This window comes from Vibrio xiamenensis, from assembly GCF_900100015.1.
In the GTDB taxonomy this organism is placed as follows: Bacteria; Pseudomonadota; Gammaproteobacteria; order Enterobacterales; family Vibrionaceae; genus Vibrio; species Vibrio xiamenensis.
The window spans coordinates 1-13282 of sequence record NZ_FNDD01000055.1 but is presented as its reverse complement, the minus strand read 5'-3'; the positions used below and the strand labels follow the sequence as shown (position 1 = coordinate 13282).

Below are 13282 nucleotides of genomic sequence, written 5' to 3'. Positions count from 1 at the left end.
TACCTATTTACCTATTTACCTATTTACCTAGTACCTATTTATTATTTACCGGTTATATGGCGCGCTGCTTGGCAATGGCGGCGGCGCTGCGCTCAAGTGTTAAACCGATGCGCTCAAACATACCTTCTAGCATCTCTTTTTGCTCAAGCGGCAAATCATACTCATCCAATTTACGCAGTAATTGATGACACTGCTTGGTAAATTGCGGTTCATTTTTGCCATAGAATGCTTGCATAAATGCATCGCCAAGCGCTGTTTGCCAGCGTTCAAGTTCACTATCGAGTTTGGTGTTGGCGGTGCGGCGCACGATGCGTCGCAAGCGCATGGAAACATGACCAAGGTTTAGGCCGGTTAAGGCTAAATCGGTGATGTTACGCTCCGGGCTCATGGCTTTATCATAGGTTGAAATTCGCAGCAGGCGATCGCCCATACGGGCGTTAAACCAGTGCTCAGGCGCGGAGTGTTGATCAATATCGATAATATCGCGGCGAGTCACTCGCATTAAGCGCGTCATCATCAGCGGCAAACTTGGCCCTGTAATCAGTTTAAAAATCCAATACAGCACCGAGACGCCGACAAAAATCGCCATTGCGTTACTGATGGTTGAACTGATGGATAGCGCACGGGTCATGTCGTTACTTGGCATGACGAAGATGGTGAACGGAATACAAATGCCCAAGCCGTAAGGCAAGGTTGGGCGATTGGCCAGTGCCAGCAATCCCAGAAAATAGGGGCCAGCAAGGATTAATACCAGCAGTTCGTAATTACGACTGCTCGCCGCAAGCAAAGGTACGGCGTAAAACACTGCCAGCGGAATCGCAAACAGAATGCCAACCAACAAACGCTGCAATACCACGGTAAGAATCGCCAGCGGTAAACGTGCCATCATAATTGAAAACACCACCGGCAAAATCATGATCATCAACACTGACGTTGAACCGGTACCGACCCACAAACCCGCGCCGACCAAAAACAGCAACATACTGCGAAGCCCAGTGGTAATACCCACTAACGGGTCGCGATACGGCTGAATACTAGGCGCGTTAAGTTTGGCTGGGATTTTACTGGTGAGTTTGGCGTAACCTTTAAGTAGCACCACAAGTTCGGCGCTGAGTTCTAATGAGACTTTGATAAGCCGCGCTTGAAGCGGCGTTTTTTCTATATCGAGGTTAGAATATTCAAGCTGAGTACGGCGCAATTGCTGAGCGATGATATAGCATTCATCGTAGTCTTTCGACTCCGCCATCTGAGTGAAGCTTTCTCGCATCTGAGTAAGGATTGGCGCTAACACTTCGCCAATCAGCTCTGGGTGCTGACGCTGCAAACGGCCAAAGATTTGCACTAAGGCGAGCAGCGATAACACGCTGTTACAGATGGCGTTAGCGGCGCGGCTTTGCCCTGGGCCTTCCGGGCCTTCAAAGCTGACGGCGCTCGAATCATCACTAACGGCAGTGACCGATTCCAAAATGGCATCGATGTGTTGATGGCGCTTGTCGTGCGAACCTTGTGGATCAAGTTCAACCGACAAGTAATTCAACGTCTGGTTGATGACATTGCGCGCACTGGCTTGCAGGCCATCTTTCACTTTTACCGGCCAAATTAACTTACTGACTAATGCGGCGCACACCACGCCAACCATGATTTCACTGATGCGCGCTTGTGCTAGTGCAAAGATGGTTTGGCTACTTGCGGTGCTAGGTTGTACCATCACCAATAAGCACACCAAACTCGCGGTCATCCCCGCCATCGCAAAGGCGTAAACCAGATTTTGGCGGCGTACCATGGCCGACAGGCCGGAGTTGAGACCAAGCCACAGCGCCAATAAACCCAGTGCGAGTTCTGGATAGGGAGCAAACCAGCTCAAAATAATGATGCCGACAATGCCGCCCGTCGCTGAACCGATGATCTGGTACATGCCTTTTTCGACAACCAGACCACCTTCCGGGCGGATTTGTAGAAATACTGCGCCGATCAGCGCCCAGTATGGACGGTCTAGGTTGAGAAACATGGCGATGTAGAGCGACATCGCCATCGCCAATACCCCTTTGATGGCAAATTGAATCGCCTGCTTATTGGGGAAAAACAGGCTGTTAAATAGCGCCTGCATAATTATTGCGCTTGTTCTTCAAGGTGAATCGAAACCGTCATCCCCGCGCTTAAATGGACGTTATCTGGGTAACTGTCGAGTTTGATATCCACTGGAATACGCTGTGCCAAACGCACCCAGTTAAAGGTTTGCTGCACTTGTGGCAGCAGTTGGCTATTGCTTGCGGTATTGGTGTCGGCAATCGCTTCGCCAATGCTGGCAACCGTACCGGTCAGCGGCTTACCACCGCTCATAAGCGTGATAGTCGCCTTTTGACCCAGTGAAATCAGTGGAATTTTGGTTTCTTCAAAATAGCCTGTCACGTAGAAAGAGTTTTGCTTCACCAGAGACAACACCGACTTACCTTGGCTGACGTAATTGCCATCACGCAGCGTTAAGTTGATGATGCTGCCGTCGGCAGGCGCCCGTACCACAGTGCGATCTAAGTTTATCTGCGCGGTAGCCAGTTGGGCTTTAGCCAGTTTGTAATTTGACTTGGCAAGTTCGGTGCTAATGCGCGCGCTTTCGGCAGTCTCTTCACTGACCAGTTTGCCAGTGGTTAGTGTTTTACGGCGTTCGTATTGATGTTTTGCCAATTCCCAAGCGTATTGTTTGTTCTCGACCTGCGCTTCAAGCTCGGCAATCGCGGCTTTGTAGCGGGTGTCATCGACGGTGAAAATGACATCGCCTTTTTTCACTTCTTGGTTGTCTTTGACCTCAACATCGTTAACCCAACCAGAAACATCTGGGGCGATGGTAATCACATGAGCGCGAACTCGACCGTCGCGAGTCCAAGGAGAATAAAGATAGTGTTGCCAGATCCAGTGACCAAGTACAGCGGCGATGATAAGGGTCACTAAAGTGAGGGAGATGCGAGCAAGTTTTCCCATAAAAATAATTAACTCCCGAGTAGGTAAATGACTAGAGCGAGGTAACAAACATACAAACTGACTTCAAACCAGGCGGCTTTCCATAGTTTGGAGTAAAGGCCGGATTTGTGTAGCACCAGTCGTGTGCCCCAAGACAGCACGAAGGCGAGTGGCATAAACACCACTAATGGACTGAACAAAAGCCCACCAAAAGCTAACTCTTCGAACATATAAAATTATTCTCAACTTATTATCTGTTAGCGTGATTGAAAGAAATACGTTGTGATGACAGTTTAGAACATACTTTGGCAGTATGCCGTTTTGCCAAGCCACGATAAGCACCCGTGATTTAACCGGTTTTTCATTAACCGCGTTTTCTCAATGCATTGAGCTTTCGATGTATCCATGTTTTCCCATGGCTCAATGTTTTCTCATCAAACACAGTTTTTCTATCGAGCAAGGGTGCAAAGGCGTTTCAGAAGATAGCACAGTGAAAGGATGCGCTAGGATAAGTGAAGAACGACTTATGGCAGTTTGGCTATCTATATAAACTATCAATAGTTTTACCCTTCCCGCAAGGGAACATCAATACTTATTACGGACTTAAACTGTTTCCTAACATTCACGAATATTAGGGAATTTTTCTAACTGATTACCTTTTGAGCACTAATCATAGTCAATAGGCGGCGGCAATGCGGTAACCGTTTAACCGTATCAGAGTTTATTTTTTGAACATCAAGTCACAGGCGCAAAAAAAGCCGAAGCGTGGGCTTCGGCTTGAACACTGACGTTGTGTGAGCGTGTTGTGTAAGCGTGTTGTATAAGAGTAGATACGGCGCTATTTTGCTAAGCCTAACGCTTCGTTCATGACGTGGAAGATATAGTTTTGTTCAACCGCGCCTTGGAACAAATAGGCTTCCGGCCCACGGGCAAAAATCGCCACGTCTTCACCTGAGTGGGTTTCTGAGTCGAGTTTAATCAGCGATTGTTGACGATAATCGAGTTTGGTCACTTCATCTTCGCTTGGGTTCGGACGATCCGCTGCGCTTGCCACCGCGCCAGGGCCGTTACCGTAACTGAGGGTGGTATAGCGTTTACCGTAAGCATCTAAATTGTATTTACCATTCTTTTTCGATAAACCCAAAATCGGGTTACCACGGTCTGAATAGCCATTGGAAATAAAGGTATGAGCATGGTCGGCAGTCACGATGATCAGCGTATCTTGAGGATCGGTTTTTGCAAGTGCTGCTTTAATTGCGTCGTCGTAAGCTACGGTATCTGCCAGCGCACGCGCCGCATTACCGTCGTGGTGGGCGTGGTCGATACGGCCCGCTTCAACCATCAGCAGGTAACCTTGCTGATTTTTTGCTAGTACGTCGATGGCTTTGCTGGTCATTTCAGCTAAAGACGGCTCTTCATTACGGCGGTCTGCTTCGTATTGCATGTGGCTGCTTTCAAACAGGCCAAAGATTTTATCGGCGCTTGGGTCAATGGCATCAAACCCCGTTTTGTCGTAGACGTACTCACCACTTGGATGCATCGTTTGCCACTGCTCAACCAAGTTTTTGCCATCTTTACGTTTGCCTTTTTTACCTTCAGGATCGACGACTGTGGTCGGCAAGAATTCGCGGCGACCGCCACCAAACACCACATCCATGCCTTGGCCGTTATTAAAGCCAATTAGCTGCTGAGCAATGTCGACACAGCCTTGGTTTTTGGCAATATTGGGCATGCTGGCATCGCTTTCCCAGTCGCGGTCGGCGGAGTGAGCATAGCTAGTGGCAGGGGTTGCGTGAGTGATTCGCGCGGTGGATACGACGCCAACCGATAAGCCTTTTTCTGCAGCCATTTCCCAAGCCGTTTTTGCTTCGTTGCCTTTTACTGTGGTGCAAAAGCCACGTTTGACGTTGTCATCCACGCTGATGACGCCTTGCTTAGTTTTAACGCCTGTGACCATCGCCGATGCTGTACCAGCTGAGTCGGGAGTTTGTGCGTCGGTGTTGTAGGTTTTAGATAGCGCCACATAAGGCATGCTTTCCATGGCTAATTTGTACTCTTCACCCATCAGACCTTGGCGCTGACCTTCAAAAATTCGCGCTGCAGTAATCGTACCCACGCTCATGCCGTCACCGACAAATAAAATGACGTTTTTAGCCGGCTTATCAATCGGTTTATTGGCCTTTGCTTTGGCGATATCGGCTTGCGCTTGCTGATACCAGACGTCATTTTTTTGCGGTGCATCGACACCTGCAGTTTGAGTTGAAGCCGCGCAGCCAGATAGCGCCGCAGTGACCGCGCTGACAAGTAATAATTTATGGTTTTTCACTAAAGTAACTCCATGTTTATTCAAATAGTTATTCTGTTTGGATGTAACATTATTACCTCCTAGTTGAATGAAGGCTTTGTTACTGAAATATGAAGTTTTAATGATTGTCATTCAGATGACTTATTGATGGCGCAGGGTGGGATTTTTTTGAATTGATACGAATAGGGAAGAAGCGGTGGCAGGACAATGTCGGTTAGCAAAGGTTTTTGGGGACGGTTTTGGGTATTGGTGCGCAAGCGTTTTGCTGGGGTTAGCATTGCTGACGGTGACAACATCAACGCATGCAGCAAATGACAATACTCAGATATTGACGCTGGATTGGGTCGATTTGATTCCCAAAAATGAACGCGATAAGCCGCCAACGCCTAGTAAAGCGCCGATTAACCATGATGGAGATACACCGCCGCAAAATATGGCTGGCGGATATCGCGATGATCTCGATGGGCGTCAAATTCGTTTACCCGGATTTGTAATTCCTCTTGAAGGCGACAGCGAAACGGTGACTGAATTGCTTTTAGTGCCGTATTTTGGGGCTTGTATCCATGTTCCGCCGCCACCGCCCAATCAAATCGTGTACGTCAAATTCAAACAAGGGGTACCGATCAAAGGGTTGTGGGATGTGGTGTACGTCAAAGGTAAACTCAACGTCGAAAAAGTGGCGTCGGATTTAGGCCAAGCGGGTTATCTGATTGAAGGCGTGGGCGTTGAAGCTTACAGTGATTGAAATATGTACGCCTAAATGGACAGCAAGGCGCGGTTTACGACCTTGACATCCCGTTATTGGTGATGAAAAAATGCTCAAATTATCAGCCGCAAGACTAAGCTTGCGGCTTGTTTCATTTTACAAGTGAACCCGATCGGCGAATTAAGCCTATTTCGCGCTTTGCAATCCACTTTTAATAGAAATAACCTATCAATAGAATAGCTATAAGTGATTTTTCTTTAAGTGCCCAACATGTGACTATACTTTCCGACAGCAAGACATTGCTACGCTAATCAACTTAAAGGAAAGTAAAGAATATGATTAACACTAAGATCAAACCATTTAACGCTACTGCATTTAAACAAGGCGAATTCGTAGAAGTAACTGAACAAGACGTTCTGGGTAAATGGGCTGTATTCTTCTTCTATCCAGCAGACTTCACGTTTGTTTGTCCAACTGAGCTAGGTGACCTAGCAGACCACTACGAAGAGCTTCAAAAACGTGGCGTAGAAGTTTACTCAGTATCAACTGACACTCACTTCACTCACAAAGCATGGCACGACAGCTCTGACACTATCGGCAAAATCAACTACTTCATGCTTGGCGACCAAACTGGCAACATCACTAACAACTTCGGTGTGATGCGTGAAGGTCAAGGTCTTGCAGACCGCGCGACTTTCCTAATCGACCCAGAAGGTACTATCCAAGCAATGGAAATCACTGCTGAAGGTATCGGCCGTGACGCAGAAGATCTACTTCGCAAAGTGAAAGCGGCTCAGTACGTTGCTTCTCACCCAGGTGAAGTATGTCCTGCTAAATGGAAAGAAGGCGAAGAAACGCTAGCCCCTTCTCTAGACCTAGTAGGTAAAATCTAATTAGTTGATGAATAACTAGTTTAGATAGTTAAAAAATATGGGAGTGTGCTGGGTGGTACCTAACGACCTACGCACTTGGCATGCTCCCATCCCATTTATCCAGAGTGACCATTCTGTTTATCCAAGAATCAAGGTGTAACGAGCATGCTAGAGCAAGCTATCAAACAACAACTCAAACAGTATCTCAGTAATGTGAAGCAAGATGTCCGACTAGTGGTCAGTCTAGATGAAAGCAAGGCGGCCAATGACATTCTTGCCTTGGCGAATGAAATTGCTGAGCTAAGCGATTTTGTCACCGTCGAACGTGACGACAACGCAAGCGAACGTAAACCGGTAATGACGGTATCAAACCCAGCGAAAGGCACGCAACTGCGCTTTGCCGGGTTACCAATGGGACACGAGTTTACCTCTTTGGTATTGGCGCTGCTGCACTCAGGCGGCCACCCAATCAAACTTGAGCCTGCGGTTATCGAGCAAATTGCCAATCTTGATAAGAAATTGGACGTTGAGATCTTTATTTCTCTATCGTGCCAAAACTGTCCAGATGTGGTTCAAGCGTTCAACATGATGGCGGCGATCAACCCAGATGTTCGCGTGACTATGATTGACGGCGCACTGTTCCAAGACGAAGTGAAATCTCGCGATATCATGGCGGTACCAAGTGTATTTGTGAACGGCGAACTGTTTGGTCAAGGCCGTATGTCTTTGGCTGAAATCTTAAACAAAGTGGATGATGGCGCTGAAGAAAAAGCGGCAGCGGCTTTGAATGACAAAGACCCTTACGATGTATTAGTCGTCGGTGGTGGCCCTGGCGGCAGCGCAGCGGCGCTTTATGCAGCACGTAAAGGCATTCGTACTGGCGTCGTGGCTAAGCGTTTTGGTGGCCAAGTGATGGACACGATGGCGATTGAGAACTTTATCTCAGTAAAACGTACCGAAGGTCCTAAATTGGCGACTGACCTTGCTGAACACTTGAAAGAGTACGATGTTGACGTCGTGACCGAGCAGCAAGCAAGCAAACTTATGGGCGCTAACAATACTGAAGATGGTCTTATCCATATTCAACTTGAAAGTGGCGCGACCCTTAAGAGTAAGAGCGTTATTTTGAGCCCAGGTGCACGCTGGCGTGAAATGAACGTACCGGGCGAGCAAGAGTATCGCAATAAAGGTGTGGCGTACTGCCCGCACTGTGATGGTCCACTATTTAAAGGTAAACGTACCGCAGTTATCGGTGGTGGTAACTCTGGTATTGAAGCTGCAATCGACCTTGCTGGTATCGTAGAACACGTTACTGTGCTTGAGTTTGCCGATACGCTTCGCGCCGACCAAGTATTGATCAACAAAGCCAACTCTCTGCCTAACGTAGATATCATCACGATGGCGCAGACCACCGAAGTGGTGGGTGATGGCAAACGTGTGACGAGCTTGAAATACAAAGATCGCAACACAGATGAAATTAAACAAATCGAACTGTCAGGCATCTTCGTGCAAATTGGTCTCGTACCGAACACGGAATGGTTGAAAGATTCGGATGTCCAACTCTCAGCGCGTGGCGAAATTGAAGTTGGCAGCCGCGGCGAAACTAGCCTAGAGGGCGTGTTTGCTGCCGGTGATGCGACCACAGTACCTTACAAACAGATCATCATTGCGATGGGTGAAGGTGCAAAAGCCAGCCTAGGAGCGTTTGATTACCTAATTCGTAAACAAGGTTAATCAAACAAAAGAAGCCCAAGAAGTGAAAGCCCTCAGCGTAAGCCGAGGGCTTTTTTTATTGCGCTCTGTTCTAAGAGGCTTGGTCTTTTTCACTTAATAAGTTAGTCACTGAAAAACGGCAATGGTTAGCCAAAATGTCCTTGAACGTAATCCGCGGTCATTGCGTGCTCTGGGCGATTGAATACACTGTCCGTCGCCGCGAACTCGATAAGCTTGCCTAAATGCATAAACGCAGTGAAATCAGATATACGTTTGGCTTGCTGCATATTGTGGGTCACGATAACAATGGTGAACTCTTTGCTAAGCTTGGTCACCAAATCTTCGATGCCTTGCGTTGCGATAGGATCAAGCGCCGAGGTCGGTTCATCCATCAACAAGACTTCGGGTTTAAGGGCAATGGTACGAGCAATACACAGACGCTGCTGCTGACCACCGGATAATCCCATTGCATCGCTGGTCAATTTGTCTTTTACTTCTTCCCATAACCGCGCTTGCTCGAGTGCTTGCTGCACACGCACATCCATATCTGTTTTCGACAGTTTCTCGTTAAGGCGAATGCCAAACGCGATGTTTTCATAAATGCTCATCGGAAACGGTGTCGGTTTTTGGAAAATCATGCCTACTTTTCCGCGCAGCGCGTTGAGGTCACAATCACGGGTCAGGATATTATTGCCATCCAGAGTGATGGTGCCTTTGGCGGACTGTTTGGGGTAGAGCTTGTAGATGCGGTTTAAGGTGCGCAGCAGCGTCGATTTACCGCAACCTGATGGGCCGATAATTGCGGTAACCCGGTTTTTGTAAATCGGAAGCGTGACGTCAAACAGCGCTTGCTTATCTTGCGCATAGAAAAAATTCAGCCCTTCGACGCTCATGCGAATGGAAGGAGATTGAGTTTGAATCGCCATAGTGTCGATGCTGGTGGAAGCGAATTGGGTTTGTATCATAGTCGTCATGAGTTCCACTTTTTCAATAAGGTTGGCAAGGCGCGCGAAAGTATGTTGATCGCCAAAATTGCAGCGGTGATCAAAAGGGCGCCGGTCCAAGCTAAGTTGTTCCAGGTTTCGTACGGGCTCATTGCCAAGTTGTAGATAGTGACGGGCAAGTTGGACATTGGGCCAGACATATCGAGCGACATAAATGAGTTACTCAGTGCGGTAAACAGCAGCGGCGCGGTTTCACCAGAAATACGCGCAAAGGAAAGTAATATTCCGGTAATGATCCCAGCGCTGACACTACGATAGCTCAGGCTTACCGTGACTTTCCAAGCGGGTGCGCCAAGGCCAGTGCCCGCTTCACGCAGGCTGGTTGGCACCAGTTTAAGCATTTCTTCAGTTGTTGAGATGATCATCGGCAGCGCAATGATCGCGAGCGATACCGCGCCCGCCCAGCCAGAAAAGTGACCAAACGGCTCAACCAGAGCTAAATAGACAAACAAGCCAATCAAAATCGATGGCGATGACATCAGCATGCCGTTAAGAAAGCGAATCGTGTCGGCGGCTTTAGAATCTTGACCATATTCAGCAAGCCAAGTGCCAGCGAATACACCAATTGGAATCGCGATTAAGATTCCCATGCCACTTATCATCATCGAACCGACAATGGCATTGGCAAGGCCTCCGTCATCATCGCCTGGAGCGGGAAGCGATTTAAACAGAACGTCCCAAGACAGCGCAGTAACACCACGACTTATCAAGCCGTACATTATCGCCGCGAGAATAAATAAGCCAATCGCAGTCGCGCCATAGCAGGCGTAGCGAAACAGATGGTTTTTAAATTGTCTCATGCTCATCATTTCGCCCTCGCACTTTTGCGCAATTGCACACGGGCATAGCCCATCACCAAAAATGTCACGATGAATAGCACCAAACCGAGCGCCATTAATGCTGACATTTTTATGCCATCGGCTTCATTAAATTGGTTGGCAATGGTGGCTGAAATCGAGGTGGCAGGCATAAACAGCGCTGCGCTGATATCTTGTGCGTTACCAATCACAAAAGTGACTGCCATGGTTTCGCCGAGCGCGCGGCCAAGCGCAAGAATAAACGCACCAAAAATGGAGCTTTTGATCGACGGCAGCAAAATTTTGCTGATCACTTCGTAAGTATTTGCGCCGATGCCGTAAGAGGACTCTTTAAGCACGTTAGGGACGGTATTGAGGGCGTCTTTAATCAGCGCCGTCATAATCGGCAAAATCATAAACGCCAGAATAATGCCTGCAGTTAACAAGCCTTGACCAAGCGGTACGCCGCTAAACAGCGGACCAATCAACGGAATGCCGCTGATGTGCTCAAGCATCCAAATTTGGGGGCCATTGGCAAACCAAGGGGCAAAGACAAACAGCCCCCACATGCCATAAATGATGCTGGGCACGGCTGACAGCAGTTCAATCGCAATGCTAACAGGATGGGAGAGCCATTTTGGCATTAATTCAGACAAAGAGATGGCAATGGCAATGCCAACAGGGGTGGCAAGTAGCGCGGCGATAATTGATGAGACTAAGGTTCCGTACAAGGCGTTGCCTGCGCCAAAAACTAAGTTAATTGGGTCCCATTCGGTGGAGAAGATAAAGCCGATACCGAATTGTTTAATTGCGGGTAGGGCACCAAATACCAGAGTCGCGAAAATCGCGACCATAATTACGGTCACGGATAGCGCGCTAAATAAGCTCGCTTGTTTGAAACAGCGGTCATACGCTGTGTGAGTAACAATCATAATGTAAACATCGTGTTGCGAGGAAACAGACTGACGCCAAAGCTTAAAGTTCGGCGTCAGCTTTGGCATTAGTAAACGGTTTTGCCGTTTGACTTAATGTCTTTTTCCCACATGTCGTTAACCATAGAGACCACGCTCTTCGGCATAGGGACATAACCCAGTTGTGAAGCTAACTCGCCATGCTCGTAACCCCATTCAAAGAACTTCAACACTTCTTTAGCGGTATCTGCGTTGGCTTGATCTTTGTACATCAAAATGAAGGTTGCGGCGGTCATCGGCCAAGATTGGTCACCAGGTTGGTTGTTCAAATCCACTGCAAAACCTGGCGCGTGAGTCCAGTCTGCGTTTGCCGCTGCAGCTTGGAATGATGAAAGCGTTGGCTGGACGAAGTGACCCGCGCTGTTTTTCATCGCGGTATAGGTCAGTTTGTTTTGCTCAGCGTAAGCGTACTCAACATAACCGATGGCACCTGGTGTACGTTTTACTAAGTTCGCCACACCCGCGTTGCCTTTACCGCCAAGGTTGGTTGCCGCTTTTGGCCATACCACTTCTTTGCCTTGGCCGACTTGCGATTGCCAGTCGCTGCTGACTTTAGATAGGTAACCGGTGTAGTTAAATGACGTGCCTGATGCATCTGAGCGGTGCACAACCACAATCGGTTGATGCGGTAGAGAAACACTTGAGTTATCCGCTTTGACTTCGGCGTCATCCCAGTATTTCACTTTGCCTAGATAGATATCCGCCAACAGTTTGCCAGAGATATTCAGCTGTCCTGCTGCGATCCCTTTGACGTTAACAACGGGGACAATCGAACCCATGACGGCCGGAAATTGCACCAGCCCAATTTGGTCGAGCTTTTCTTCGCTGAGCGGTGCATCTGAAGCGCCAAAGTCGACAGTCTTCGCAGTGATTTGTTTAATACCACCACCTGAACCAATCGATTGGTAGTTCAGCTTAACACCTGTTTCACCTTGGTAAGCCTTCGCCCATTTCATATATACAGGATAAGGGAAGGATGCGCCGGCACCGTTAATGGTCGTGTCGGCGAAAGCGGAAACAGACAGCATGCTCAGGGATGCCACTGCGAATAGAGCGATTTTTTTCATGTTTACATTCCTAAAATTTGCGAACTGATTTGTAAAACGCCAGAAAATACTATCCAGCGATTTTAGAAACATAAACTTTCATTTTTAAATCTAACTTTACATTTTTGATCGAGAAAAAGTCACATTTTGCAACCTAATTGAAATATTTCTAGGTTAATGAAATTGCAGTTTTGGTGGCTTGAGCGAGTCAAATATGACAAAGGTAAAATATTGACGCGGCAAATAAGACAATATTGCAACTTTACTGTCATAAAAATTTCTTAATCAAAATGGCGATTTTTATGCATCTTAATTCTTAATACATGAAGAATTGTGGTCAAATTGGTGAAAATATCGTCGTTGACTTTGTTTGATTATCAAACTACATTTAATTCAAATATTTTGATTATCAAACTATCATGACAAACAAAGACACGTTACTCTGCTCTCATCGCGATCAATTCGTTTCCTACAATCAGCAAGGCGAACGTCGCACTATGTATGTGCTAGGACTTACCGTCGTCACTATGTTGGTGGAGATCATCTCCGGCAGCATGTTTGGTTCGATGGCCTTGCTCGCTGACGGTTGGCACATGGGGACTCATGCCGCCGCGTTCTGCATTACCTTATTTACTTATCGCTATGCGAAAAAACATCAGCACGATGCTCAGTTTTCATTTGGTACTGGGAAGTTTAGTGTGCTTGGCGGCTATACCAGTGCAATTGCGTTAGGAATGGTGGCGTTGGTAATGTTTGGTGAATCGCTGTTTCGGTTGTTTAACCCAGAGCAAATTCGCTTTAATGAAGCGATTGTGGTGGCGGTGATTGGTTTGACGGTTAATCTTGCCAGTGTTTTACTGCTGCACGACCACGACCACGACCACGACCACGACCACGACCACGACCACGACCA

The 13282-nt window shown here is 47.6% G+C and carries 12 protein-coding genes; 4 read left to right on the top strand and 8 right to left on the bottom strand.

All coding sequences use genetic code 11. The features are described 5' to 3' along the window. Positions 1-52 precede the first annotated feature (52 nt). The 4 genes from BLS03_RS24630 to BLS03_RS24615 all read right to left on the bottom strand — a co-directional run bounded on the left by BLS03_RS24630 (position 53) and on the right by BLS03_RS24615 (position 5281). Complete coding sequence (locus BLS03_RS24630) at positions 53-2107, bottom strand: FUSC family protein (protein ID WP_093279489.1); 2055 nt, start codon at positions 2105-2107, stop codon at positions 53-55. 2 nt (positions 2108-2109) lie between these two features. Continuing rightward, entirely contained in the window at positions 2110-2976 is an 867-nt protein-coding gene (locus BLS03_RS24625) for an efflux RND transporter periplasmic adaptor subunit (RefSeq protein ID WP_093279488.1), read from the bottom strand. A gap of 8 nt (positions 2977-2984) precedes the next feature. Then, entirely contained in the window at positions 2985-3185 is a 201-nt protein-coding gene (locus BLS03_RS24620; RefSeq protein WP_093279487.1) for a DUF1656 domain-containing protein, read from the bottom strand. Between the two features lie 608 nt (positions 3186-3793). Next, on the bottom strand, positions 3794-5281 hold the full coding sequence (locus BLS03_RS24615; RefSeq protein ID WP_245696811.1) for an alkaline phosphatase family protein: 1488 nt from the start codon (positions 5279-5281) through the stop codon (positions 3794-3796). 244 nt (positions 5282-5525) lie between these two features. On the opposite strand from BLS03_RS24615, the gene BLS03_RS24610 reads away from it, so the two are divergent. The 3 genes from BLS03_RS24610 to ahpF all read left to right on the top strand — a co-directional run bounded on the left by BLS03_RS24610 (position 5526) and on the right by ahpF (position 8572). Next, on the top strand, positions 5526-6005 hold the full coding sequence (locus tag BLS03_RS24610; RefSeq protein ID WP_093279491.1) for a DUF3299 domain-containing protein: 480 nt from the start codon (positions 5526-5528) through the stop codon (positions 6003-6005). Between the two features lie 296 nt (positions 6006-6301). Beyond that, complete coding sequence (ahpC, locus tag BLS03_RS24605; protein WP_093279485.1) at positions 6302-6859, top strand: alkyl hydroperoxide reductase subunit C; 558 nt, start codon at positions 6302-6304, stop codon at positions 6857-6859. Positions 6860-7003: 144 nt separating this feature from the next. Beyond that, entirely contained in the window at positions 7004-8572 is a 1569-nt protein-coding gene (gene ahpF, locus BLS03_RS24600; RefSeq protein ID WP_093279484.1) for an alkyl hydroperoxide reductase subunit F, read from the top strand. Between the two features lie 125 nt (positions 8573-8697). Here the strand turns inward: ahpF and pstB are convergent, their stop codons facing one another. The 4 genes from pstB to pstS form a co-directional block, all read right to left on the bottom strand. Next, positions 8698-9525, bottom strand: coding sequence for a phosphate ABC transporter ATP-binding protein PstB (gene pstB / locus BLS03_RS24595; RefSeq protein ID WP_425445131.1), 828 nt, complete (start codon positions 9523-9525; stop codon positions 8698-8700). Beyond that, a complete protein-coding gene (pstA, locus tag BLS03_RS24590) occupies positions 9522-10361 on the bottom strand; it encodes a phosphate ABC transporter permease PstA (RefSeq protein ID WP_093279483.1) in 840 nt (279 codons plus the stop codon). The genes pstB and pstA overlap by 4 nt, the downstream gene beginning before the upstream one ends. Then, positions 10361-11284, bottom strand: a complete 924-nt coding sequence (gene pstC / locus BLS03_RS24585) for a phosphate ABC transporter permease subunit PstC (protein WP_218122052.1) — start codon at positions 11282-11284, stop codon at positions 10361-10363. Before pstC ends, pstA begins: the two co-directional genes overlap by 1 nt. A gap of 68 nt (positions 11285-11352) precedes the next feature. Next, a complete protein-coding gene (pstS, locus tag BLS03_RS24580; protein ID WP_093279481.1) occupies positions 11353-12390 on the bottom strand; it encodes a phosphate ABC transporter substrate-binding protein PstS in 1038 nt (345 codons plus the stop codon). 398 nt (positions 12391-12788) lie between these two features. Between pstS and BLS03_RS24575 the strand changes: the two genes are divergently transcribed. Then, on the top strand, positions 12789-13282 hold a 494-nt coding region (locus BLS03_RS24575; protein WP_143015693.1), incomplete at its 3' end, for a cation diffusion facilitator family transporter.

Excerpts from the sequence above, each read along its gene's own strand:
- BLS03_RS24630 (WP_093279489.1), bottom strand. The coding sequence starts at position 2,107 with ATGCAGGCGCTATTTAACAGCCTGTTTTTCCCCAATAAGCAGGCGATT.
- BLS03_RS24625 (WP_093279488.1), bottom strand. The coding sequence starts at position 2,976 with ATGGGAAAACTTGCTCGCATCTCCCTCACTTTAGTGACCCTTATCATC.
- BLS03_RS24620 (WP_093279487.1), bottom strand. The coding sequence starts at position 3,185 with ATGTTCGAAGAGTTAGCTTTTGGTGGGCTTTTGTTCAGTCCATTAGTG.
- ahpC (WP_093279485.1), top strand. The coding sequence starts at position 6,302 with ATGATTAACACTAAGATCAAACCATTTAACGCTACTGCATTTAAACAA.
- ahpF (WP_093279484.1), top strand. The coding sequence starts at position 7,004 with ATGCTAGAGCAAGCTATCAAACAACAACTCAAACAGTATCTCAGTAAT.
- pstB (WP_425445131.1), bottom strand. The coding sequence starts at position 9,525 with ATGACGACTATGATACAAACCCAATTCGCTTCCACCAGCATCGACACT.
- pstA (WP_093279483.1), bottom strand. The coding sequence starts at position 10,361 with ATGAGCATGAGACAATTTAAAAACCATCTGTTTCGCTACGCCTGCTAT.
- pstC (WP_218122052.1), bottom strand. The coding sequence starts at position 11,284 with ATGATTGTTACTCACACAGCGTATGACCGCTGTTTCAAACAAGCGAGC.
- pstS (WP_093279481.1), bottom strand. The coding sequence starts at position 12,390 with ATGAAAAAAATCGCTCTATTCGCAGTGGCATCCCTGAGCATGCTGTCT.